21 protein-coding genes are annotated in these 23,550 nt (G+C 36.4%); 9 read left to right on the plus strand and 12 right to left on the minus strand.

What is annotated here, in order from left to right; translation table 11 throughout:
* Nucleotides 1–2,649 carry a BamA/TamA family outer membrane protein gene (locus IPI31_11360; protein MBK7568409.1) on the minus strand — a complete coding sequence of 883 codons (2,649 nt, stop codon included), beginning with the start codon at nt 2,647–2,649 and terminating at the stop codon, nt 1–3.
* Between IPI31_11360 and IPI31_11365 the strand changes: the two genes are divergently transcribed.
* Nucleotides 2,623–3,360, plus strand: a complete 738-nt coding sequence (locus tag IPI31_11365; protein ID MBK7568410.1) for an RNA methyltransferase — start codon at nt 2,623–2,625, stop codon at nt 3,358–3,360. The genes IPI31_11360 and IPI31_11365 overlap by 27 nt on opposite strands.
* A gap of 464 nt (nt 3,361–3,824) precedes the next feature.
* Here the strand turns inward: IPI31_11365 and IPI31_11370 are convergent, their stop codons facing one another.
* The 3 genes from IPI31_11370 to IPI31_11380 all read right to left on the minus strand — a co-directional run bounded on the left by IPI31_11370 (nt 3,825) and on the right by IPI31_11380 (nt 8,355).
* Complete coding sequence (locus tag IPI31_11370; GenBank protein MBK7568411.1) at nt 3,825–4,730, minus strand: hypothetical protein; 906 nt, start codon at nt 4,728–4,730, stop codon at nt 3,825–3,827.
* A gap of 426 nt (nt 4,731–5,156) precedes the next feature.
* On the minus strand, nt 5,157–6,335 hold the full coding sequence (locus tag IPI31_11375) for an acetyl-CoA C-acyltransferase (GenBank protein MBK7568412.1): 1,179 nt from the start codon (nt 6,333–6,335) through the stop codon (nt 5,157–5,159).
* 748 nt (nt 6,336–7,083) lie between these two features.
* Nucleotides 7,084–8,355 carry a PKD domain-containing protein gene (locus tag IPI31_11380; GenBank protein MBK7568413.1) on the minus strand — a complete coding sequence of 424 codons (1,272 nt, stop codon included), beginning with the start codon at nt 8,353–8,355 and terminating at the stop codon, nt 7,084–7,086.
* 99 nt (nt 8,356–8,454) lie between these two features.
* On the opposite strand from IPI31_11380, the gene IPI31_11385 reads away from it, so the two are divergent.
* Nucleotides 8,455–9,027: a hypothetical protein gene (locus IPI31_11385; GenBank protein MBK7568414.1), complete on the plus strand. Its 573-nt coding sequence runs from the start codon at nt 8,455–8,457 to the stop codon at nt 9,025–9,027.
* Between the two features lie 39 nt (nt 9,028–9,066).
* On the opposite strand, the gene IPI31_11390 is transcribed toward IPI31_11385, so the two are convergent.
* On the minus strand, nt 9,067–10,287 hold the full coding sequence (locus tag IPI31_11390; GenBank protein MBK7568415.1) for an imidazolonepropionase: 1,221 nt from the start codon (nt 10,285–10,287) through the stop codon (nt 9,067–9,069).
* A gap of 72 nt (nt 10,288–10,359) precedes the next feature.
* On the opposite strand from IPI31_11390, the gene aroC reads away from it, so the two are divergent.
* The 3 genes from aroC (at nt 10,360) to IPI31_11405 (ending at nt 13,969) form a co-directional block, all read left to right on the plus strand.
* Nucleotides 10,360–11,478: a chorismate synthase gene (gene aroC, locus IPI31_11395; GenBank protein MBK7568416.1), complete on the plus strand. Its 1,119-nt coding sequence runs from the start codon at nt 10,360–10,362 to the stop codon at nt 11,476–11,478.
* A 158-nt stretch (nt 11,479–11,636) separates the two neighbouring features.
* Complete coding sequence (locus tag IPI31_11400; protein ID MBK7568417.1) at nt 11,637–12,350, plus strand: SDR family NAD(P)-dependent oxidoreductase; 714 nt, start codon at nt 11,637–11,639, stop codon at nt 12,348–12,350.
* Complete coding sequence (locus IPI31_11405; GenBank protein MBK7568418.1) at nt 12,347–13,969, plus strand: amidohydrolase; 1,623 nt, start codon at nt 12,347–12,349, stop codon at nt 13,967–13,969. The genes IPI31_11400 and IPI31_11405 overlap by 4 nt, the downstream gene beginning before the upstream one ends.
* Nucleotides 13,970–14,014: 45 nt before the next feature.
* Here the strand turns inward: IPI31_11405 and IPI31_11410 are convergent, their stop codons facing one another.
* The 3 genes from IPI31_11410 to IPI31_11420 all read right to left on the minus strand — a co-directional run bounded on the left by IPI31_11410 (nt 14,015) and on the right by IPI31_11420 (nt 16,131).
* Complete coding sequence (locus tag IPI31_11410; protein ID MBK7568419.1) at nt 14,015–14,383, minus strand: hypothetical protein; 369 nt, start codon at nt 14,381–14,383, stop codon at nt 14,015–14,017.
* A gap of 93 nt (nt 14,384–14,476) precedes the next feature.
* Nucleotides 14,477–14,902, minus strand: coding sequence for a DUF1761 domain-containing protein (locus IPI31_11415; GenBank protein MBK7568420.1), 426 nt, complete (start codon nt 14,900–14,902; stop codon nt 14,477–14,479).
* Nucleotides 14,903–15,279: 377 nt separating this feature from the next.
* Nucleotides 15,280–16,131: a universal stress protein gene (locus IPI31_11420; GenBank protein MBK7568421.1), complete on the minus strand. Its 852-nt coding sequence runs from the start codon at nt 16,129–16,131 to the stop codon at nt 15,280–15,282.
* Between the two features lie 204 nt (nt 16,132–16,335).
* Between IPI31_11420 and IPI31_11425 the strand changes: the two genes are divergently transcribed.
* Genes IPI31_11425 through IPI31_11435 form a run of 3 tightly spaced genes read left to right on the plus strand, consistent with a single transcriptional unit; the run spans nt 16,336 to nt 18,884 of the window.
* Nucleotides 16,336–16,824 (plus strand): RNA polymerase sigma factor, encoded by a 489-nt coding sequence (locus tag IPI31_11425; GenBank protein ID MBK7568422.1) that lies wholly within the window; start codon nt 16,336–16,338, stop codon nt 16,822–16,824.
* Nucleotides 16,821–17,699, plus strand: a complete 879-nt coding sequence (locus IPI31_11430) for a hypothetical protein (GenBank protein MBK7568423.1) — start codon at nt 16,821–16,823, stop codon at nt 17,697–17,699. The genes IPI31_11425 and IPI31_11430 overlap by 4 nt, the downstream gene beginning before the upstream one ends.
* A gap of 21 nt (nt 17,700–17,720) precedes the next feature.
* Nucleotides 17,721–18,884, plus strand: coding sequence for a hypothetical protein (locus IPI31_11435; protein MBK7568424.1), 1,164 nt, complete (start codon nt 17,721–17,723; stop codon nt 18,882–18,884).
* 321 nt (nt 18,885–19,205) lie between these two features.
* Here IPI31_11435 and IPI31_11440 read toward each other — a convergent pair whose 3' ends face one another.
* Together IPI31_11440 and IPI31_11445 are read right to left on the minus strand one after the other, a co-directional pair.
* Nucleotides 19,206–19,757, minus strand: coding sequence for a hypothetical protein (locus tag IPI31_11440; protein ID MBK7568425.1), 552 nt, complete (start codon nt 19,755–19,757; stop codon nt 19,206–19,208).
* A gap of 90 nt (nt 19,758–19,847) precedes the next feature.
* The gene (locus IPI31_11445; GenBank protein MBK7568426.1) at nt 19,848–21,149 is read right to left on the minus strand and encodes a hypothetical protein; all 1,302 of its coding nucleotides are present in this window, start codon (nt 21,147–21,149) and stop codon (nt 19,848–19,850) included.
* Between the two features lie 67 nt (nt 21,150–21,216).
* Here IPI31_11445 and IPI31_11450 point away from each other — a divergent pair, with 67 nt between their 5' ends.
* A complete protein-coding gene (locus tag IPI31_11450; protein MBK7568427.1) occupies nt 21,217–21,795 on the plus strand; it encodes a hypothetical protein in 579 nt (192 codons plus the stop codon).
* Here the strand turns inward: IPI31_11450 and IPI31_11455 are convergent.
* Complete coding sequence (locus tag IPI31_11455; GenBank protein ID MBK7568428.1) at nt 21,772–22,581, minus strand: TIGR00159 family protein; 810 nt, start codon at nt 22,579–22,581, stop codon at nt 21,772–21,774. The two genes, IPI31_11450 and IPI31_11455, sit on opposite strands and share 24 nt — an antisense overlap.
* A 107-nt stretch (nt 22,582–22,688) precedes the next feature.
* Nucleotides 22,689–23,543 carry a dihydropteroate synthase gene (folP, locus tag IPI31_11460; GenBank protein MBK7568429.1) on the minus strand — a complete coding sequence of 285 codons (855 nt, stop codon included), beginning with the start codon at nt 23,541–23,543 and terminating at the stop codon, nt 22,689–22,691.
* Nucleotides 23,544–23,550 lie beyond the last annotated feature (7 nt).

The following is a 23,550-nucleotide window of genomic DNA, read 5'->3' on the forward strand; positions in this document are numbered from 1 at the left end:
TTAGAAAGGATATCCAATAGCGATATTGAGGGCAACTTTTTTTGCAGGAATTTCAAAATCCAGTGCATCATAATATGTTTTGTATTCTTGCTTAAAAGGCCCATCCAAAGCGGGATCATAAAGCGGATAGGCAGCATCGAGTCTTATTACAAAAAGTGAGAGCAGATCGAGACGTAAACCTACACCCGGTCCAACAGCCATAAGTTTAAACAAATTGGGCTGTTTGATCTCTGCATGTGGTCTGAAAGGATCCTTTTTTAGAGTAAATGTATTTCCAACATCACAAAATACAGCGCCTTCCAGAATTTTGATTATATCGAAACGGTATTCCAGGTTAAATTCGATCTTGATATCCGCTACCTGATCGATACGGGAGAAATCGGAAGTGTCGTAGGCTACATAGGCACCGGGACCAAGTTTGCGCACGCTAAATGCTCTGATACTGTATGCACCTCCGGTAAAAAATTGTTTTACATAGGGAATTACATCGGTATTTATAAAGGAAGAATCGGCGGTTTTAAAGGGTATTGCGATACCTGCGTTAGCCCGGCCAACAATATTATTTTTTGTGTTCAGATTTAAATAGGCACGATAATCTCCATCAATTCTGATGAAGTCGGAAAAAGGGGTATTTATTTCACCGGATGCTCTTAGGTATTGATCCCAACGATGAAAGGTAGGTGTTTGGGTATTTAAAATTAAAGTATATCCATAACCAACAATAACTACCTCTTCAAAACTTTGTTTTAATAATGGATTTAAATCTAATTCTGTCTTAAATTCATCTGAAATTTCAGGTACTCTAACAATATTTATGGTTGGAATTGGAAATTTTACTATATGTTGTTTAAAGGCGCGGTCTTTTTTCGAACTTTCAAAAACAGAAAATGAATATTCAAATGAAGTGTTAAATAAAGTGAAATCATTTACCTGTTTAATGTAGTTAAAATTCAGATTGAGATCTGTTTTCGGATAATATTTTTTAGGGACCTTAAAGGGTGATGGCCACATAAAGGTCGGTATCCGCAAACCTAAACCTGCGTTTAATTCTGAGGTATTTATAAATGCCTCTTCACCCCCCAATTGTGTTTCGATACCCCCTTTTAAATTTATTTTAAATTGATCGAGGTTATGAAAAAGATTTTTGTGGGTGTAACTGAGATTTAATGAATTTCCCAATAGATAATCGGCTGTTGTGCTTGCATTTAGTTCATAGGAAACACCTTTAGCCGGCAGAGGGTCAAGTTTGATAAGCAGATCTATATATTGTAAATAAGAAGTGGAATCCCAGTTTTCCAATACTTCTACTGTTACATATTTATACATGCCTAAAGTACTAAAAGATGCAACAGTTCGCTGTATCAAGGAGTCGGAATAATTATTTTCCGGATTTATGAAAATACTGTTAGCAATGGATTTTGGTTCGTAGTTATTTTTTGAATTGATGAGATAATAATCTGTGCGCAATTTTTTTTGATCAACTCTTTTTATTTTACCATTTTTGGTCACTTCAAATTGTTTCTCGGAAGAATTATCGTGTTCTAAAAAGTATCGCAATAATTGATCGTCATTGATCTCTTTAAGCTCTCGTTTTTTCACCATTATCATTGCAGCGGTGTCATAAGCGGTTTTAATATAACGCTCCAATATTTTTTGTTGGCTTACCTTATTTACATTGGCGCTATCAGAAAAATGAATTGCGTAATCAGGGATAGTTCCTTCTACAAAATCAGTTTCAGAATTCGGGTAAACATAAATATTTTTTATCCTGAAAGGGTGATGAACAGTATCGTTTATTGGATTGCTTATTTTAACAAAAACATCCAATGAGTCGTTTCCGGAGGTGCTGTCCACTTCAAAATACACGTAGTCTTTTTGGAATCTATAATATCCTACATTGCGAAGGTTATCACTTAATCGTGATCGTTCCGCTTTTAAAAGATCAACATCAAATGGTTTGCCCGGCGCAAGTTTGCTTTTCTCCTCTATTCTGGTGATTCGATATGCTAATCCAACATCATTTATTTCATAATAGATATTGCGCATTTTATAGAGTGTATTTAAGGTAACCTCATAATTTACACTACCAGTTCGTTTCTTTTGATCGTAGGTTACCGAAGATGTTGAAATACCATAAAAAAAGCCGCGATTGTATAAATAATTATTGATACGTAACTCAGTTTCTGCAATAAGTACAGAATCTACAAGCTGAGGTTTTTTGCCGGCCTTTGTTGTGAGCCAAACTCTGAATCTGCTTGTATCCACAGCGAGTGGCTTTATTTTTTTTAATAATTTATCGTAGTCAAAAAGGAAAAAGAATTTAGTATCGTGTGTTTCCTGAAATTTAATATAATGGTCAATCCCTGTATCCCCAAGCATATAAAGTGAGGTTTTAAGTGGAATTATATTAAACAATTCATCATTTTTTTCCAGTTTGCTGAGGTCAACAAGAGCATCCGCAAGTTTATCGGGGTCAATATCACCAATAATAGAATCGGTATAAGTTACGGTGGTTTTGTCGTAGAGATATTCATTAGTTTTGAGATATTTAGTAGCATTGCATCCTGTAATAATAGGAATGGCGCATATAAAAACCGCTACTAACTGGTAAAATGATCTTCTATGTTGACGAAAGCCCGAATTAAACATTTACAAAACTTAAAACTTAAAAAGTATCGGCAAAATTATACCGAATTTGTTATAGAAGGAGATAAATTAATCACCGAGGCATTCGTGGAGAATGCAAATATTCGACTTATAGCAGCAACTAAAGCATGGATACAGGAGCATGGGCATTTAATTCCTATGCATTTAATACCGGAGGAAATCAGTGAAAAAGAAATGGAAAAGATATCCTCCTTTAAAACGCCACAAGCGGTAATAGCATTGATTGAAATTCCAAAACAAGATATAAAAAAAAGTATAAAAAATGGAGATTGGATCCTCGTTTTGGACGGCATTCACGACCCCGGAAATTTGGGTACAATAATCAGGTCGGCCGACTGGTTTGGAGTGCATACTATAGTTTGCAGTGAAGATTGTGTGGAGTTATATAACCCAAAAGTAATTCATGCAACCATGGGTTCGTTGTTCAGAGTGCAGGTATTTTACGAGAATATTGGGGAATTTCTTCAACAATCTACCAAAAACAAATACGCAGCCACCCTAAACGGAGAAAACATTTTTAACGTAAACTTTGAAAAAACAGGAATTCTAATAATTGGCAGCGAATCGCACGGAATTCGCCCTGAGGTCTTAAAACACTGCACAACCAGCATCTCCATCCCCGCCTATGGCAAAGCCGAATCGTTAAATGCCGCTGTTGCTACTTCTATTCTACTGAGTCGAATTCGGGGGTAGGTTTGGGAGGAGAGTCAGGCAATGACAATGGGTGAGTGGTGAGTAGGGAGTGGTGAGTTTGATCCTCCAAAGCCGAAAATTTTATTTCTTCCTAATGACTCTTGGCTAATGACTCTTGACTAATGACTCTTGACTCCTGACAATGGGTGAGTGGTGAGTAGGGAGTGGTGAGTTAGATCCTCCAAAGCCGAAAATATTATTTCTTCCTAATGACTCTTGACTCCTGACAATAGGTGAGTGGTGAGTGGGGAGTAGTGAGTTTGATCCAACCAAGCCGAATATACTATTTCTACCTATTGATTCCTGACTATTGAATTCTGCTTTGATTTGGCGATAATGGATCGGAGATTAATTTTCCATCAAAATCGGAAGCCCCTTTTTTTAACCTTAAACACTTTCCTTCCTTTTTTCCTCCTTAAAACCTTCCCCTTCGAATCTTCGAATCTTCTCTCTTCGAATCTTCACTACCTTTGATAAATATTCGGATCCACCCCTTCCCGTTTCGGAGTATTATCAGGTGGTGCATCTAAGGTTTGATCAAATATTTTTTCTTTGAAGTGCCACATGCCTTTTTTGAAGTAAAAACCGACATAGGTTCCGTCGGGGATATAAGTGAAATATATGCCTTCCGACAAGGGGTTTTCAGGTCGGAGGTAACTTATTACTATCATTTCAAGTTTGTCGTCATAATTTACATTCGGTGATGCGTCCTCTTTATATTCCACAACAATTCTTGTTTTTGGTTGAGGATTATCTTTCAATAAAAACATCGGAGATCCAAACATTGGTGAGCCAAATTGATCAAAAGTGAGCACATCAACAATTTTTTTATTACTCCATTTATCATTTCCATCCCATCCAAATAATAAATAATAATCCTGTTTTTTATAACGCTGTTTTACGATATTAAAATAGATACATCCATACCAGCTATTTGCAGAGAGAACCGTATCCTGTTCGTTTCCGATAAATAAACTCATGTCGATCAAAGGCGTCATTTTTAATGTGGTATTGTTCATCTGAATTGTGCCATAATACCTGTACGACTGGTCTTTCATGGTTAATTGCCAGGTAATAATGCGAAAATTATCATCTTCAGGTTTGACGATGGAAATTGTTTTAAGGGAATCGAAAGGGTAGAGGTATGAATTTTCAATTTTAAGGGCTTGTACCAATCTTTTCAAAAATTGAATACAAGCAACTTCTCTTATTTCCCAATTCTTACTTTGAACTGCAGAATCGCCCAAAAACTGTAAGGTATCCTCATATTGCTGCAGTTTTAAAAAATTCTCGGGAGTGATCTCCGAACTTTTCTGAGCATTAGCAACAGATGCAGAAAAAACTAAAATGGCAAAAATGATTTTTCTCATTAACTATTTTTGGCTGACAGGTAGGAATTACATTCCAACAAACACTATGAAATGCAAAACTCAACCATATAAATGATATTTGGGTTAGATTTATTGTGTGGAAAGATGTGAATATTCTTGATAATTAATCGATTTAGGACACGGGAGCGAAACGCTGTATCATGTATCGGGTATCGGGACACGGGAAAACAAACTGTGGAATTTTTTAATTTCGAAGAAATTAAAACTCAGAACTCAGAACTCAGAACTCAGAACTCAGAACTCAGAACTCAGAACTCAGAACTCAGAACTCAGAACTCAGAACTCAGAACTCAGAACTCAGAACTCAGAACTCAGAACTCAGAACTCAGAACTCAGAACTCAGAACTCAGAACTCAGAACTCAGAACTCAAAACTCAAAACTCAGAACTCAGAACTCAGAACTCATCACATCCTTTCAATCACAATCGCACTCGCACCCCCACCACCATTACAAATTCCTGCGCAACCATATTTCGCGTTGTTATTTTGAAGTGCACTCAATAAAGTAATCGTAATTCTCGCACCAGAACTTCCAACTGGGTGTCCGATAGATACGCCACCACCATAAATATTAGTTCTGTCGTGGCGAATTCCGAGGTCTTTCATGTTTGCAAGAGCGACCACGGCAAATGCTTCATTTATTTCAAAATAATCGATATCACTTATCTCCAGACCTGCATTTTTAATTGCTTTAGGCATTGCCTTGGCTGGCGTTGTAGTAAACCATTCCGGAGCTTGTTGTGCATCGGCAAAACCGATAATTTTAGCCAAGGGTTTTATTCCCATGGCCTCTACTCTTTCTTTGCTCATTAAAACTACTGCAGCTGCGCCATCGTTGATATTACTTGCATTTGCAGCCGTTATGGTTCCTTCTTTTTCGAAGGCCGGAGATAGGGTTGGAATACGATCCATTTTCACCTTGGTATAATCTTCATCTTCACGAATAATTATAGGTTCACCCTTTTTCTGAGGAATAACAACCGGAACCACTTCGTTAGCGAAATGTCCATCTTTCCATGCTTCCGCTGCTCTGCGATAACTTTCTATTGCATAATTATCCTGATCTTCTCTCGAAAATTTATATTCTCTTGCACAGGTCTCCCCGCAGCTTCCCATGTGTTTGTTGCCATAAGGATCCCACAGGCCATCTTTAATAACTCCGTCAGTAACTTCCTTATTTCCCATTTTAGCTCCCCAACGCTCACTTGCGAGATAATAGGGAACATTACTCATACTTTCCATTCCTCCTGCTACCACAATATCGTTGGTTCCGAGCATAATTGATTGAGCACCAAGCATTATTGCTTTCATTCCCGAAGCACAAACTTTATTAATAGTTGTGGATGGAGTGGAATCCGGAATACCTGCCGCCAACATAGCTTGTGTTACAGGAGCCTGTCCGATATTAGCGGAAAGCACATTTCCCATATACACTTCCTGAACATCTGAGAATTGTATTCCTGAACGTTCAACAGCAGCCTTAATAACATGAGCACCTAGTTGTGGTGCGGTTAACGACGCTAATCCTCCCCCAAAACTCCCGATAGGTGTGCGGGCAACGGCAACGATATATACTTCTTTCATAATTTCTTTTGATTATTAATGAGTTGGCGCAAAATTAAGTTTCAAAAACGAGAAAAATGAATGTACCAATTAACAGCCGAACCTGCGGTCCAAATGTACCAATGTACCGATTAACAGCCGACCTTCGGTCTTGATGTACGGATAATGCCTCGACCTACCAGGTTTTTTTTAACCTGTGAGGTCTGAGGAAGGGTGAAGAAATGTACCAATTAACAGCCGGACCTGCGGTCCAAATGTACCAATGTACCGATTAACAGCCGACCTTCGGTCTTGATGTACGGATAATGCCTCGACCTACCAGGTTTTTTTAACCTGGTAGGTCTGAGGAAGGGAGAAGAAAATGTACCAATTAACAGCCGGACCTGAGGTCTCGATGTACTGATAATGCCTCGACCTACCAGGTTTTTTTTAACCTGTGAGGTCTGAGGAAGGGAGAAGAAAATGTACCAATTAACAGCCGGACCTGCGGTCTTGATGTAACAATTTGGACCTGCGGTCTAGATGTACCAATTCGGACCTGCGGTCTAGATGTACCAATTCGGACCTGCGGTCTTGATATACCAATAAACAGCCGGGCTTCGATCAATTACTAAATTACCCGACTATCAAATTAACAAATGGTAAGCCTCGACCTACCAGGTTTTTTTTAACCTGTGAGGTCTGAGGAAGGGTGAAGAAATGTACCAATTAACATCTGGGCTTCGAATAATTACCAAATTACCAAACTAATAAATTAACATATTAATAATTATTTCGTTATTCGAACAAAATTTCCTTTTCCAACTACAATATTTTGCTCTTTAATTATTAATGAATAATTCTCTTGTTTTAAATCTTTTATCGATAAAAATATTTTATCTGAACCTTGAATTAATATTTTGGATACAATTTTTCCGGTTATATCATAAACAATTAATTCACCATTGGAGATTTGGTTTTGCAGTTGGATGGTAATTGATTCTGAGGAAGGGTTTGGATAAATTAAACAATTTTGAATTGCAGGATCATTTATTCCGGTTTCAAGAAATACAGTTTTGCAAACTACGTCGTATCCTCCGGCATTAGTAGCAATGAGACAAATATCATAATTACCTTCTTCAGTGTATACATGTGTTGGGTTTTGTTCGGTGGATGTATTTCCATCACCAAAATCCCAATCCCATGCAAAGGGATCGTTGGTTGATTCATCTACTAATGCAATTCCGAGATCGATAATTAAATAAGAAAATTCTGCATTGGGTACTGCAATAGCCTCTTCTATAAGTATATCTTGACAATAAGTATTTGACCCTCCTGCATTTGTTGCAGTAAGACAAACTGTAAATGTGCCTTCGTCAATGTAAGTATGAAAAGGATTTTGCACTGTAGAAGTCGAGCCGTCACCAAATTCCCATTCCCAGGCAAAGGGATCAAGGGTTGATAGGTCGGTAAATGCAACCATGGGATCGCCTGTATAACTAAATGCTGCTTCCGTTGTTGCATAACTGCTGATCGTTACTGTTTTACAAACATAACTTGTCCCACCCGGATTGCCTGCCGATAAACAGGCAGTGTAATCTCCATTTGCCAAATAGGTATGTTCCGGATTTTGCAGAGCCGACATTTCGCCGTCACCAAAAAACCAATCCCATGTGGAAGGAAAATTTGTTGTCATATCGGTAAAAATTACTGTTGGGTCGCCGGTAAATGAATAATCAGCAGAGGGAGGATAATAAGTATTTAAAGTATCACAATACGTATCCGAACCAAAATCATTCGTGGAAGTTAAACACACGATAAAAATTCCGGGTTCAGGATAAGCGTGTACGGGATTTAAATCAGTGGAAGTGCCTCCATCACCAAAATCCCAGAAATAGGTTACACCATCAATACTCTCATTTAAATAATATACTTCCGATCCAAAGCCCACATACTCAATATAATAACTATAATTTGCAATGGGAGCGTCGCCACCACCTTCAGAAGCATGTAAATTATTAATTGTTATCAGGGATAAAAGGAGGAGTATATAATTTTTCATGAATGTAAATTTACCAAATTGATTAAATAGTTTTATATTGCGGGATAAAATTTAATACTATTTACTTTTCGAAAGCATTCGTATTATTAAAGTTTGATAATGATTGGAAGTATTAGTTACTGGATTGTTGGAGTTATTCTTGATTTTTATCCTTTCGCACTCGCATTCGTCCTTTTTTTTCATTTGAGTAAATCTTTATTTAAAGGATTAGACCGGTCATTAATTTTGCAAATAATAAATGTCTGGACTGCGATTGCAGCATTAGCGATGTTTTTTTGGTTGCCTGATTTTAGTTATTATAGTTTTGGGGATGTTGGTGAGGAACCAGAATTTAAAATTGATCCTGATTATGAATGGTTAAGGATAATTCATATAATATTTTCAATTACCTCAATTCTACTTCCTCAAATTTTTTGGATAAAACAAATTAGAAAAAATATTTGGATATCAATATTAGTCATGATCATTTGTTCAAAGTTTTTATTCGAAATATATTACTCCTATATTTTAGATATTGATCTTTCATTCAGCAATATTTTCTATTTTAGGTTGAAGGAGGAAGTTAAGTTTTTTGTTAGGCATAACATTCCATCATTGGGATTCTATGTATTAATTGTATTAATTCCATACTATAAAATTGTAAAATCGGCAAAGTATAAAGTGCCGGAATAACAAATTTTCGGAATCCTAATTTTTCGAGAATTGTCTAAATTAAATAATTACCTTCTCAATTAAATTACTCGCAAAACTATACGGTATCTCCGCAAGCGAATTTATTTTTTTTGTGAGGATTAGATTTGCTTTTTTGCCAACTGCAATTGTTCCCACTTCATTTTCGAGTTCCATTGCAGCGGCGCCATTTATAGTTGCAGCATTAATTGCTTCTTCGGGAGTTAGTTTCATTTGGGTGCAGGCAAGGGCAATTACAAAGGCCATATTTCCGGATGGTGCAGTGCCAGGATTAAAATCACTTGCCAATATCAAGGGTAATCCCGCGTCAATTATTTGTCGCCCCGGTGTATACGGAATATTGATAAAAAAGGAACACCCCGGCAGAGCAACAGGTAAGGTTTTGCTGTTTTTTAAGGCGTCTATCTCGGTTTCATTTAAATATTCTAAATGATCAACACTAAGCGCATTGTTTTTTATCGCAATATCTATTCCTCCGCTATTGGTAAATTGATTTACATGGATCTTCCCTTTTAAATTATATTTGGAAGCAGCCTGTAAAATTTCATCCGTTTCCTCATTTGTAAAATATCCCTTTTCACAAAATACATCACAATAATCGGCGAGACCTTCACCTGCGATTTTTGGCAACATCTCTTCAATAATTAATTTGATATAACCACTGCGATCATTTTTATATTCGGCAGGAATTGCATGTGCACCGAGAAAGGTTGATCTGATCAATACTTTACTTTTTTCCCTTAGTGTTCTAATTACACGAAGCATTTTAAGTTCTGCTTCTAAAGTAAGTCCATATCCGCTTTTAATTTCAATTGCTCCGGTTCCGAGCTGTTTTAATTCTTCCAGTCGCACCCAGGCTTTGTCGAATAATTCCGATTCCTCCATTAACATTAATTTTTTAACGGAGTTTAAAATGCCTCCACCGGCAGCTGCAATTTCTTCATAAGATTTTCCCTGAATGCGCATGGCAAATTCATCCTCGCGATTTGCGGCAAAAACCAAATGAGTATGGCTATCGCAAAAAGCAGGTAATACCATTTTATCTGTTGCGTCGAATATTGTATTTGCATTTTGAGGTGCATTGTTCATCTCCCCGAATCCTGTAATTTTATCATTTTCCATTAATAACCAGGCATTGTTTATATGGGGTATTTCGGACATATCCTTTCCCGAAACAAGTTTTCTTGTCCCGTTATCAGTTTGCCAGAGAGTTTTGATATTTTGAATCAGAGTGGAAGCCATACGTTCGCCTGCAAATATGCATGAAATCCCGCTAAACCTAAAATGCAACAGATTCTCATTATTTTCGCACTTATGGCGGGGAATAGTTTTGGTAATTTATTTCGCATCACCACCTTCGGTGAATCGCATGGTGTGGCACTTGGCGTTGTTATTGATGGTTGTCCCCCGGGATTAAAACTTGATATTCCATTCATGCAAAATGAAATGGCACGACGCAAACCGGGACAGTCGAAAATTACAACTCAAAGGCAAGAGGGTGACGAATTTGAAATTTTAAGCGGTGTTTATGATGGAATTACAACAGGAACTCCAATTGGGATAATAATTCGCAATGAGGATCAAAAATCTAAAGATTATTCGCATTTGGTAGATAATTATCGACCTAGTCATGCCGATTTTACTTATGATGAAAAATACGGTTTTCGCGATCACCGGGGTGGAGGAAGAAGCAGTGCCAGAGAAACAGCCGCCCGTGTTATTGCAGGTAGCATCGCGAAACAAATTTTAATAAAAAATAATATCACTGTTCAGGCTTATGTAAATTCGGTGGGAGAAATTAAACTGAACAAACATTATACTGAATTGGATCTTTCAAAAACAGAGGATAATATTATTCGTTGTCCCGATGAAAACATCGCACAACAAATGATAGATTTTATTGCGGAAATAAAAAAACAAGGTGATACAATAGGTGGAACAATTTGTTGTGTTATAAAAAATTGTCCTTCGGGAATTGGTGACCCTGTATTTGATAAATTACATGCAACATTGGGAAAAGCGATGTTGAGTATTAATGCTGTTAAAGGATTTGAATATGGTTCCGGATTTTCAGGAACAAAAATGAAAGGATCGGAACATAATGATATTTTTGATTACGATGCTGATAATAAAAAGATCATTACCAAAACAAATAATTCGGGCGGTATTCAGGGTGGAATAAGCAATGGGATGGATATTTATTTTAATGTGGCATTTAAACCTGTGGCCACAATTTTACGTCCGCAGGAAAGTGTAAATAATAATGGGGATAAAATTGTAGTGGAAGGGAAGGGGCGACATGACCCTTGTGTATTGCCAAGGGCAGTGCCGATTGTGGAGGCAATGGCGGCGTTGGTGATTGTGGATCATTTGTTATTGCAAAAAGCATTGGGTGGGGAAGCGGACGCTTCAAGGAACATTGCACAAGCGTAACGCTTGCGCTATTTGGACAAGGAATAAAGAACCCGTCAGTGGCCGGGCAGGCATTAATTGGATATCGTAACCCTGAAAACCCTGCTAACCTTGTAAACTTTTGCTAACTCAAAACTCAGAACTCAGAACTCAGAACCCGGAACTCAGAACTCAGAACTATGCAATATTGGTATATCACAGGAACAGGCTCAGGATTAGGAAATGCAATTGCACAGGCAGTGCTAATGCGTGGTAATACAAAAGTGTTTGGATTATCAAGACATCAAACAATTTCTCATCCTAATTATGTGCATCATATTATTGATCTTTCGGATCTGGAGCAAACTAAAAAATTTAAATTTGAACCCTTTAATAAAAATGATCAGGTAGTTTTAATTAATAATGCAGGTTCCTTAGGCAAGATCGGATTTGTTGGAAATGTGGATGATGAAACTATTATTGAAACCTATAATCTGAATTGTATCTCTCCGCATATTTTAATGGGAAAATTTATTGCGGAATATTCGGGTTGGGAATGTAAAAAAGTAGTTATTAACGTTTCTTCCGGTGCTGCTACAACACCTTATGATGGTTGGGGAATTTATTGTGCCAGTAAATCGGCGCTTGAAATGCTTACACTCTGTGTTGCAAAAGAACAGGAACTCATATTAAATAATATTAAATTTTTCTCCGTTGCACCGGGTGTTATGGATACTGCCATGCAGGAACAGATCAGAAATATTGACCCCGGAGTTTTTTCCCGAAGAGAAAAATTTGTAGATCTCAATAAAAATAAACAACTTTATGATGTGCACGCTGTAGCGGAAAAGTACCTTGAAATTGTAGATAATGCGTATACAATGAAGGAAACTATTCAAAGAATTGTTTTATGATCTATTTTTTACTTGCGCTATTTTCATTTTCCAAACCGGATCAAATTCAGGCCGACCGCATTGTAATAAATGCAAAAATATATACTGTGGATTCTGCTTTCTCTGTTGCAGAAGCTATGGCTATTTTTGATGGTCGCATTATGGCAGTTGGTTCAAACGATTCAATAATGGCAAATTATTGGTCGCTTACGGTGGATGATATGGAGGGCAAAATAATTTATCCCGGTTTTATAGATCCGCATTGTCACTTTTTAAATTATGGTATCCAAAAATCATATACCGATCTTACAAATACAACATCATTTTTGGAAGTAACCGAAAGAATTAAATTACACAATGCCTCCAAAACCGGCGGTTGGATAATTGGCAGAGGTTGGGATCAAAATGATTGGGAGATAAAAGAATTCCCGGATAAAACCGCATTGGATCAGATATTTCCCGACAAACCTGTTTATTTAATTCGTGTGGATGGGCATGCTGCACTTGTAAATACTAAGGCAATGGAGGTGACAGGTATTAATGAAAAAACTGTTATAGAGGGCGGAGTAGTTGAATTAAAAAATGGTAAATGCACAGGTATTTTATTGGATAATGCAATGGAGCTTGTAAATAAAAAAATGCCGACTAAATCTAAAACATTTTTGCAAAATGCATTATTAACCGCACAGGAAGATTGTTTTGAAGTGGGATTAACTTCTGTGCAGGATGCTGGTTTGGATGTATGGGAAATTCAAAACATAAAAGCCCTCGACGAAGCGAAAAAATTGGAGATGCGAATGTATGTAATGGTAAATGCCGGGGAAAAAAATTATAATTATTTTAGAGAGAATGGTGGAATTTTTACACATCATTTGCGCGTGCAATCATTTAAATATTATGCTGATGGTGCACTTGGAAGCAGAGGTGCATCCCTATTAAAACCGTATTCTGATGATGCAGGTAATACAGGTATATTATATTTTCCATACGATTCATTATTAAAGGAAGCACAAAAAATATATGATATGGGATTTCAAATGTGCACCCATGCGATCGGCGATTCGGCAAATAGAAATATGTTGAATATTTATGGTGCCATTTTGCAGGGTAAAAATGACCTGCGATGGAGAATTGAACATTGTCAGGTCGTGAATAAAAATGATATCAATAAATTCGGTAAATATTCTATAATTCCATCAGTGCAACCCACTCATTGCACAAGTGATATGTATTGGGCAGATGAAAGGTTAGGTGCCGAAAGAATTAAATCGGCTTATGCATATAAAGACCTGTTAAAACAAAACGGATTTATAGTAAATGGTTCCGATTTTCCGGTGGAAGGAATTAATCCGCTTTTTGGATTTTATGCTGCAGTTTCCCGAAAAGACCAAAAGAATTTTCCAGAAAAAGGATTTCAAAAAGAAAATGCTTTAACCCGTCAGGAAGCATTAAAGGGCATGACCATCTGGGCTGCCTATAGCGCTTTCGAAGAAGATGAAAAGGGAAGCCTGGAACCCGGAAAATATGCCGATTATACTGTTCTCGAAAAGGATATTATGACCATTCCTGAAAATGAATTGTGGAATGTGAAGGTGTTGCAAACTGTTGTGGGAGGGAGGGTAATGTATGATGCTAAATAATAATAGATCTCGTGGAATTACATCGAGACGGATTAAGATAAATTGTTATATTTTATTTCGATAAAGCTCAATAATTTTTTCCTGCGCACTTAAATGAAAGGTGTCTACATCAATTGAATTCTTTTTTTGTAATATTAATTGTATATGGAAGGAGTCTACTTGATTACAATCAATAATTAAATCGTAATCGGGAAAATATCCCATTGGCTCTTTAAATTTATTTATATTATCAGTTTGGAAAACCTGTATATACCTGCTTTTTTCAAAATTATATACTTCTATACTAAATCCAATATTTGTATCAAAGGAATATTCTGGTGAATGATCATCCTTTTTGCATTGAGTGAAAATAATAATTACAATGAGTAAAAGACTCAAAGCCGGAGTAATTTGAATTATTTTTTTATTGTTCAATTTTTAAAAAAAAAATACGATAAATTAATTGGAAAAAATGTGGCTTCATTCCAATTAAGAAATGAAGCCACATATAAATTTTTATACTAAGGATTAGGCAGCAGTTTTATTACCTCTTCCCAACATCCAACCAACTGCTCCTCCTATAACAAGTCCCATAACACCGCTTGCTAAAATATCAACTATAAAAACTGAATACGAGGTATACCAATTCATACCTGTTAAATACCATGTGCTCGTCCAGGCGCCAATTAATAAAACTACAATCGCGCCCATAATTGCGCCTTTCCCCAATGACCTGACTCCGGCGGAATTGAGTATATAACACATCAATATACCCTGTAAAATACTACTCACAACATATCCAATCATCGCATCTTCTTCAGGTTTCATCAACCCCTCATAGGTTTGAACATTACTTTCAAAATAGTCCATAAGCAGGAGGCCGTAAAGCAGGAATCCCATTAAAAAACTAACTACAGCGCCAACTAAGGCTGCTAAAATTGTTCTTGAGTTCATAATAGTGGTTTTTTTGGTTAATAAATGTTTAGAAAGCTAAAAATTAAAAATTAGATTTCAAAGAGAGAGATTGTGGATAAGGAAATTGACAATTGATAATTGACAATGGGTCAAGCATTGAAAGATTTAGCTCCGAATAAGCCTGGAGTGAATAGTAAATGGTGAGTGGTGAGTGGTGAGTTTGATCCTTGAAAGCCAATTATTTTCACTCCTGACAAATGACTCTTGACTTATCTGAATGCTTATAGGCGTATTAACTCAGAACCCAGAACTCAGAACCCAGAACCCAGAACTCAGAACCCCGAACCCAGAACCCCGAACCCCGAACTCAGAACCCCGAACTCAGAACCCAGAACTCAGAACCCCGAACTCAGAACTCATTCATGATAAATCAACATCGGAACATTTTCATGAAACACCAGTTTCTTCGTCATACTGCTTTCGAAAACCTCTAACCAGTATTTTTTTTGTTTTAAAACTACAAGAAGATCAATGTCGCGACTTTGGATGAAGTAGTCGATACCATCAATAATGTTTATGTTATCAATCAGTTCGAAGCTGATAAGTCGCCTGTTTGCTTCCGTTTTGTATTGCTGAATAAAATCGTCGATGATAGCATTTTCAACATCGAGGTTGCTATCATGAACGTGGAAACATTTAATATGTGAATTCTCAAAATTGGAGGCTAGTTCTATTATTCGGCTAATTATACTATTGTCATTAAAAGTGAGATCCGTAGCATATGCGAAATTCGTGATCGTATTGATCTCATAATTCTCCGGCACCGTAATTATGGGTTGATCGCATTTTCTAATGATGGAGGCAACGTCGTTCCCTCCAAGAAATCGTTTCACTTTTTTAGCACTTTTAACACAAAGAACAACAAAAGCAGCATTAACTTCCTTCGCTGCACGCGCAACTTCCTCACCCACAAAACCCATTTTCAACATACCGGAAACTGAGATCATTTCCGGATAATTGTTGCTGTATTTGTCGCGAAGTGTGTCTTTAAAGAGTTTTAGTCGCTCTTCCATGGCAGTTTCGGTTATCTGCATCATATTTTCCGACATATCATTAAATCTACCCTCATCCATACTCGGAAAGGTCATAGGTAAGGGGTAAACATGTATCAGGGTTATGGAAATGTTCAGTTTTTTTGCAATATTCAGCGCAAATTCAAAGGATTTTGCTGATTCATCACTGAAATCGGTCGGAAAAAGAATACTCATTGCTCTTTAGTTTGTGTAAATCTACTGTAGAAATGAATATTTTGTGATAATAATTCTTCAATTTCTGATGAAGGATATGGATTTCCACAAGCTAAAAGGTGGATATCAATGCGCTAACTCCTGCTTTTAGCGATATTTGCGGGAGGAAATAAAATATTTGTAGTACCTGTAACCTTTCCCGCACTTCAAACGCCATATTGTCGGATGACACCAAAAGAATATAACCAGATAGTGGATTTATGGGCTGATGGTGTCTATCGGTTCATCCGGAAAAATCTAAGAAGCGACGACGATTCGCACGATATCGTTCAAAACGCCTTCGAAATTTTATGGAAGAATCACGAAAACGTTCAATTTGACAAGGCTAAAAGTTATCTGTTCAGCACTGCGTATCACAATATGATAGATCATATCAGAAAACATAAACGAATGGATTATGTGGAGGAAATTGATGAGGCAGCAAGAGGTGGAACCGCAGATGTGCAGGTAGATGTAAAAGAAGCCATCGAAAAAGCACTGGCAAAATTACCGGAGGTGCAAAAAAACTGTGTATTGCTTCGCGATTATGAAGGATATGCATATGATGAGATAGGAGAAATTTTGCAGTTGAGTGAAAGTCAGGTTAAAGTTTATATTTTTCGTGCAAGACAAAGTTTAAAAGAATATTTAGTAAGCATTCATCATTTAATATGAAAATAACGATCAATAATTACGAAGAGTGGATGATAGATTACATAGAAGGTAATCTATCAAACGATCAGCGCAAACAACTGGCAGAATTCTTAGAATTCCACCCGGAGTTAAAAGCGGAACTCGAATTATTCGAACAAACAAAATTGCATCCCGATACAAATTTGGTTTTTGCAAATAAAGAGTTGCTGAAGAAAAAAGAAAACGGCAGAGTTATTACCATGATGAGTTGGGTGAAATACTCTGTTGCTGTTGCAGCGGTATTAATGGTTTTTATCGGTGTTAGATATTTTAATAATGATACAGGTCAACCCATGGCAATAAAAAAATACGAATCTCAAAATACTGAAACGCAGGTTGCCTTTGATAGAAATACTGATTCTGTTACAAGAATTAAAAACGACGAAAAGGAACCACAACAACAATATTATGCAGAGGAAAAAAAGGAATTAAAAGTACAGGATGAAAATAAAGACGGACAGGAAGATAAAAAACCAAAATTAGATCTGCAAAGAGAAGATATAAATACTATTACCGGAATTGAATTAGCACACGTTGAGGAAATTAAAATGGATCCCAAACATTTCGATATAAATTCAATTGAAAATGTAAAAACCAGAGACGATAGAGATTTGGCTAAAATCAATAAAAAGGACAAGGAAATAACCAATATATCATTAAACGATAATAGCACTGTTGTGGATTGGTGGAATGATGCGGTTGCAATAGGAGGGGAGATGGAAAATGTTGTTTCCGGAATTTTGGAATACGATTTTGATCCCTTTGAAAAAAAGACAGGTGGTGAAGAAGTTTTAAAAACACGCAGCGTAAATATTTTTGGATTCAATTATTACAGCAGAAAAAAAACAAATAATTAAAACACAATAAAAATTAAGATTATGAAAAAATTAGTGTTAATAGCAGCAGTTCTGATGAATGTGGTCATCGCAGTGGCACAGGTTGATCCTCCAGCCCCACCGGCACCTCCGGAAGCACCTGTTTTAAAGGTGGAAGGTGATAAGGTTACGATCACAACCGAAAATGGAGATATTTGGGTAATTGATAATAACATGGTGAGTAAAAATGGAAATGTTATCGTAAGTAATTCTGAGGATATGGAAGATGAAATAGAAGATATTCAGGATGAAATTGAAGACATTCGTGAAGAATCGGCAAATTTAACTCCCGGTTCTGAAGAATATGAAGATCTTCAGGATGCATTAAATGATCTACAGGACGCATTATATGACCTTGGCGGATATTCCTATGAATATAATTATAAAATGGATACTTTACCTGGTGATTCTACCTCCGTTGTAGTTGGAAATTGGAGATTGATTGTTAAGGAAGATGGTGATGATGATGTTGATGTGTCATTTGGAAAAGTTCCGGATGTGGAAGAAGTGGATGATCATTATGTTGATGTTTATGATACAGAATGGTTTCTTTTTGATCTTGGATATAATACTTATTTAAATGCAGATCATGAGGTGCAGGTAGAAGCTCCTTACAATGCAATGGAAGATCTGAAAGCATTTGGTTCATGGGATGTTAATTTACATTTATTTCGTTCCAGGGTAAATATTGCTAAAGGATACTTAAATTTTAATTACGGTTTAAGTTTCGAATGGCATAACTTCCGATACAACGAATCGTTTGTGATATTACCTAAAATGGATTCGGTTACACTGGAATTCGAAAATGGCGAAGCAGAAGCTTACGACTTTAAAAAGAATCGTTTTTCAACCACGCATTTTACCTTGCCGGTAATTATTGGATTCGAAACAAAACCTTGGGATACCGATAAAAGTTTCCGCATGGGATTTGGATATAGCCCTGGTATTATGCTTAAAGGAAAAACAAAAATTGAAAGTGATAATGGAACAGATAAAGTAAAAGATGATTTTAATCTCGCACCCTTCCGCCACGAATTAAATTACATGATAGGTTACGGAGATTTTAATATCTATGCGAGTTATGATGTAAATGGAATGTTCAGAGAAGGTGAAGGTCCGGAATTGCATCCGTTCTCAGTAGGTCTTATAATTAGACAAGGATTTTAATAAATATCTTCTATATAGGTTTGGTCAATCTAAAAGGCAGAAAGTAATTTCTGCCTTTTTTTTACATTTAACTCTGCCTGATAATCTTAGTAACGAAGTAGTTGAATACTTAAGATTCGAAGGGAGAAGGGAGAAGATTCGAAGGGAAGGTTCTAAGGAAATAAAGGAAGGAAGGTTTGGTAAAGGTTTAAAAAGGGTGCACTCATTTTTGAGAGAAAATTTTACATCCAACCCTTAATTTTCACTCAGTAATAAAATTTCCAATATAATGTAGTCAAATCCTATGTCAAATTTCCAATGTCCTTTATCAAGTCCCGTGTCCTATGTCCTGTGTCCTAAGTCCCCCTCCGGAAATATCTGCAAACTCTCCGGTTTTTTTTCACGACTTAACTTAATGTTAATTATTGTGGCAATTAGAAAACATGCTGTTACCAGCCAATAACCAAACTTCATTTCAAACTCCAGATTCAGATCAAAATTTAGTTTTCCATTTCCTCCATTTTGGGCTTCGGCTAGTTTTGATTTGAGATTTATCATTAAGCCAAGCATACAAATAAAACCGATGGCAGATATTATTGCCTGTAAAACATACCCGGTGCGGAATTTTTTAACGAGGAATAAAAAAATTCCCATAATGGAGGCAAGCATCGCATTTAAAGCAAAAATATTGGGGTCGTAACGCTCCATTTTTGCTGTTTCCTCTTCTCCTGAATTAGTAATATCAAAATCCTGTTTGTATCCGGTAACTAACTCAATTCCATTTATAGTATCTAATTTCTGTTCATTGCAATTAATATCCGTGAACGGTAAAAAAAATCCGAAAAAAGCAATTAGTAAACTGAAAGGGGAAAGAAATTTTATTGGTGAATGCATATTATTTAATTGCGTTTAAAACGATATTATAAATGTTAAATGGTTTTTAATTATTAAAATGGAAATTACATCATAATAATTGTGCGATCATTAATTCACTTCTTCCACTTCAACAACATCAAAATTCACAACTTGCTCAATTATACCTTTGTTTGCGATAACAACAACTCCTATCTCCTCCGTTTTTTTATTTCGCCATAATTCAATTCCATCCCATTTATCACCGCATCGGTTGGTGATCTTACCTCCGTCAATAATTAATTTACCTCCCGGTTTAACAATTATTTTAGCTTGTTCGGGTAATGATACTATGCTTTTAATTGTTAATGTTGCGCCACCTCTTATTTCAATATCCCCCCAAAGATCTTTTATTCCATTCCAAACAATATTCTGATTTTTTGTAATTACCACCCGATTAAATGCATGATACTCGCACCAATAAGGAATGGCATATTTTCTTGCTCCGTCAGTTTCTTTTGCAAAATTGTATTCTATTTTACCTATCTGGCATGGACTAACAGCTTGCTGACTCCAATTATAATCCATCATATTATTACTGATAACACCATCACAGGGAGCTTTTCCTGTTTCACTCCAGCACCCGGGATTTTTCGGTGTATCATCACATCCATCATCCCAATTCCAGCTGTGGTTTAAACCGAAACTATGGCCGAGTTCATGATTCATTAATTTGGAAAGAAAATAGGCATCATGCGTATAGGTGGATCCGTCATCTCTATATTTTACCAAAGTTGACTGCAAATGCATACTAAATAATTTGATGCTTCCATTAAAAGAAATTCCCGACAAGGTGCCTCCGCCATAGGTGGGTGAATCGAGACTATCGGGAACATGTTCCATTAAAAAAATATTGATAACGGAATCGTTGCCGATCCCGTATTTTTTTAAAACAGTTTGATCGGTTAATGAAGCATAACCTTTTTTAAGACTTCGGTTCCAAAAACAGAGAGAATCATTTTTATGAAAATAAATTGCATCCTGACCGGTTTCGGCATCTTTTTCTAAAACCACACGTATTCCAATTGGTAAAACTTCGGTCAAATTTCCTACCGGTAAATTCATTTTATGGTTATTCGACCAGCGAAAATTGCTTTGATCAACCAGATCGCGACAAAATTTTCTTCCTGCAGCCTCATCAAAATTTCCTGTTCCATCACTTCGCTGCATAATGTGAAAATTAATTCTCACATACCTGATTTGTGATGCCAGTGGATGTCCGGGATCAGGAATATAATTTGTAATTTTTTTATATTCAGGGTCTGTATAGGGAATTTCTTCTTTTAAAAGATCAGAATTTCCGGCATACTTGATAATAACCTTTGAGCAAGAATTCAAAAGAATGACCGCTATTATAAAGATAGATAGTTTCACCAGATTAATATTTACGTAATTTTGTGCCATGTTTGTATAGAACAAGCACTAAAATACAAGAAAAATTATGAAAAAATTATTTGGAGTTTTAACGTTTATCTCCCTATTCGTATTTGTTTCCTGCAATACCAGGGAAAAAGAGCTTGAGGAAATTTCTGAGGCATCCATTGAAATGGATAGTGTTTTAAGAACTAATCCTGTGTTATCAGTTGAACAACGTGTAATGGCGGAGGACCTTATTCAAGAGTATATGGAATTTGCAAATAAGTATCCTGAAGATTCGTTGGCACCCCAATTTATTTTTAAATCGGCAATGCTTTTTCATTTTATTCCATTTTATGATAAAGAGCTCAATACTTTAGAATTGTTGGCTGAACGGTATCCAGAATCAGAATATGCTCCACAAGCGTTAGTAACAGCAGCACGCGTAAGTGAAGAGAATGTGAATAATATTGAAAGGAGTATTAAATATCTTCAGCAAATTAAGGATAAATATCCTGAAAGCCCTTATGCTACAAATATTGATCTGCAAATTGAATATGCAGGAGATGATGAAGCTTTACTGGATGCTATAATGGAGAGAAATGGCGTTGATCTTGATTCTTTGCTGGAAGCTGCAGATTCAATTGATGCTGTGAAAAAGTGACCGAGCAATTAATTTACGCAATTCCTCTTTTTTAATATTCTGATATAATTTTCCTTCGCGGGCATAACTTATTTCTCCCGTTGCTTCAGAAACTATAATACAGGTTGCATCACTTTGCTCCGTAATTCCCAATCCGCTTCGGTGGCGCAGACCGAATTTTGCAGGAAGATCAGGATTATCTGATAAGGGTAAAACGCATTTCGCGGAAGCAATTTTATGATCAGCAATAATCAAAGCTCCATCGTGTAAAGGACTGTTCTTATAAAATATACTTTCAATGATATCTTTCGAGATCATTGCGTTTATCTGAATTCCGGTATTTTGATAAAAGCGGAGGTGAGAAGTTTGTGGAATTACGATCAAGGCTCCGGTTTTCATGTTACTGAGATTGAGTATAGCCTCCGTTAATTCATTTACTTCCTTGTGATTATATTCTCCGGCGCGAATCTTTTTTAAACTCATGGAACGCCAGAATTTTACTTTTCTGAAATCGCTGCTTCTACCCACATATAAGAGAAAACGCCTTATTTCGGGTTGAAAAACTATTAATAATGCAATTACACCAACATTAATAAAGGCTCCGAGAATTTCACTCATCAATCGCAATTCCATGGCCTCTGTAACCAAACTCAAAACATATATTACGATCAAACCAATAAAAATGGTGAAAGCAAGGCTGCCTTTAACTAATCTGTATAATTGAAATAAAATGAATGCAACTAATAATATATCGATAATATCGATAAAGGTGACCTCCAAAAAACCAATTTGAATTTGTAGCAACATTTTATACTTTAACTATTGGCTAAGATAAACATCAGCCTTTTAATATTTCAATAATTATTAAATTCCTATTTTCCGTTCAAACATGGTAAAATGGAAATAATTTTTTCCTAAATTTTAAGTTGTGATACAATTTTAATCACTTCCTTAGCTTCCTTTATGTCATGTACCCTTAAAATGTCGGCTCCCTTTAGCAATAAAATAGCATGCAGGGCAGTACTACCGGTCAATGCTTTTTCAGGATTCACTTTTAATACTTTACAGATCATACTTTTTCGTGAAATTCCCACCATTACAGGCAATCCTATTTGTTTGATCACATCCAGATTTTTTGCAAGCAGATAATTATGTTCCGTTGTTTTGCCAAAACCAAAACCAGGGTCTATAATTATTTCTTCAATTCCCCGGCCTTTCAAAGAGTGAATATTTTTGATGAAAAAATCAAATACCTCCCTGGTAACATCCGAATATTGAGGCTCCACCTGCATAGTTTCCGGTGTTCCCTGCATATGCATCAACACGTAGGGTACTTTTGTTTCCGCAGCAATTTTAAATATTTCCGGATCATAATTTCCTGCCGAAACATCGTTTATCAAATTTGCGCCCGCATTTATTGATTCTTTTGCCACTTTACCATAAACAGTATCTATGGAGATGGGAACAGTTCCAAATTCCTTTCGAATGGCTTTTATTATGGGAATTACCCGAAGGATTTCCTCCTCTGCAGTAATTTTTTTCGCTCCGGGCCTTGTACTCATCCCTCCAACATCAATTATATCGGCTCCTTCCGAAATTAAACGAGCAGTGTGTTTTAGTGCCGCATCCACTTCTGAATAATTGCCACCGTCAAAAAACGAGTCGGGAGTCACATTCAAAATCCCCATCACAATGGGTGTGGATAAATCGAGCAAACTATCACCAATCCTCAATGTTTTGTTCGGGTAGAAATAAGTAGTTTTGTCCATATAATTT

The sequence above is a fragment of the Bacteroidota bacterium genome (assembly GCA_016706865.1).
Classification (GTDB): Bacteria; Bacteroidota; Bacteroidia; order Chitinophagales; family BACL12; genus UBA7236.

What these genes read in the sequence shown, in the direction of transcription:
- IPI31_11450 (MBK7568427.1), top strand. Translation starts at nt 21,217, where the DNA reads ATGAAAAAATTATTTGGAGTTTTAACGTTTATCTCCCTATTCGTATTT.
- IPI31_11440 (MBK7568425.1), bottom strand. Translation starts at nt 19,757, where the DNA reads ATGCATTCACCAATAAAATTTCTTTCCCCTTTCAGTTTACTAATTGCT.
- IPI31_11385 (MBK7568414.1), top strand. Translation starts at nt 8,455, where the DNA reads ATGATTGGAAGTATTAGTTACTGGATTGTTGGAGTTATTCTTGATTTT.
- IPI31_11405 (MBK7568418.1), top strand. Translation starts at nt 12,347, where the DNA reads ATGATCTATTTTTTACTTGCGCTATTTTCATTTTCCAAACCGGATCAA.
- IPI31_11435 (MBK7568424.1), top strand. Translation starts at nt 17,721, where the DNA reads ATGAAAAAATTAGTGTTAATAGCAGCAGTTCTGATGAATGTGGTCATC.
- IPI31_11365 (MBK7568410.1), top strand. Translation starts at nt 2,623, where the DNA reads ATGTTGACGAAAGCCCGAATTAAACATTTACAAAACTTAAAACTTAAA.
- IPI31_11420 (MBK7568421.1), bottom strand. Translation starts at nt 16,131, where the DNA reads ATGAGTATTCTTTTTCCGACCGATTTCAGTGATGAATCAGCAAAATCC.
- IPI31_11430 (MBK7568423.1), top strand. Translation starts at nt 16,821, where the DNA reads ATGAAAATAACGATCAATAATTACGAAGAGTGGATGATAGATTACATA.
- IPI31_11415 (MBK7568420.1), bottom strand. Translation starts at nt 14,902, where the DNA reads ATGAACTCAAGAACAATTTTAGCAGCCTTAGTTGGCGCTGTAGTTAGT.
- IPI31_11425 (MBK7568422.1), top strand. Translation starts at nt 16,336, where the DNA reads ATGACACCAAAAGAATATAACCAGATAGTGGATTTATGGGCTGATGGT.
- IPI31_11375 (MBK7568412.1), bottom strand. Translation starts at nt 6,335, where the DNA reads ATGAAAGAAGTATATATCGTTGCCGTTGCCCGCACACCTATCGGGAGT.
- IPI31_11390 (MBK7568415.1), bottom strand. Translation starts at nt 10,287, where the DNA reads ATGGCTTCCACTCTGATTCAAAATATCAAAACTCTCTGGCAAACTGAT.
- folP (MBK7568429.1), bottom strand. Translation starts at nt 23,543, where the DNA reads ATGGACAAAACTACTTATTTCTACCCGAACAAAACATTGAGGATTGGT.
- aroC (MBK7568416.1), top strand. Translation starts at nt 10,360, where the DNA reads ATGGCGGGGAATAGTTTTGGTAATTTATTTCGCATCACCACCTTCGGT.
- IPI31_11455 (MBK7568428.1), bottom strand. Translation starts at nt 22,581, where the DNA reads ATGTTGCTACAAATTCAAATTGGTTTTTTGGAGGTCACCTTTATCGAT.
- IPI31_11380 (MBK7568413.1), bottom strand. Translation starts at nt 8,355, where the DNA reads ATGAAAAATTATATACTCCTCCTTTTATCCCTGATAACAATTAATAAT.
- IPI31_11360 (MBK7568409.1), bottom strand. Translation starts at nt 2,649, where the DNA reads ATGTTTAATTCGGGCTTTCGTCAACATAGAAGATCATTTTACCAGTTA.
- IPI31_11400 (MBK7568417.1), top strand. Translation starts at nt 11,637, where the DNA reads ATGCAATATTGGTATATCACAGGAACAGGCTCAGGATTAGGAAATGCA.
- IPI31_11370 (MBK7568411.1), bottom strand. Translation starts at nt 4,730, where the DNA reads ATGAGAAAAATCATTTTTGCCATTTTAGTTTTTTCTGCATCTGTTGCT.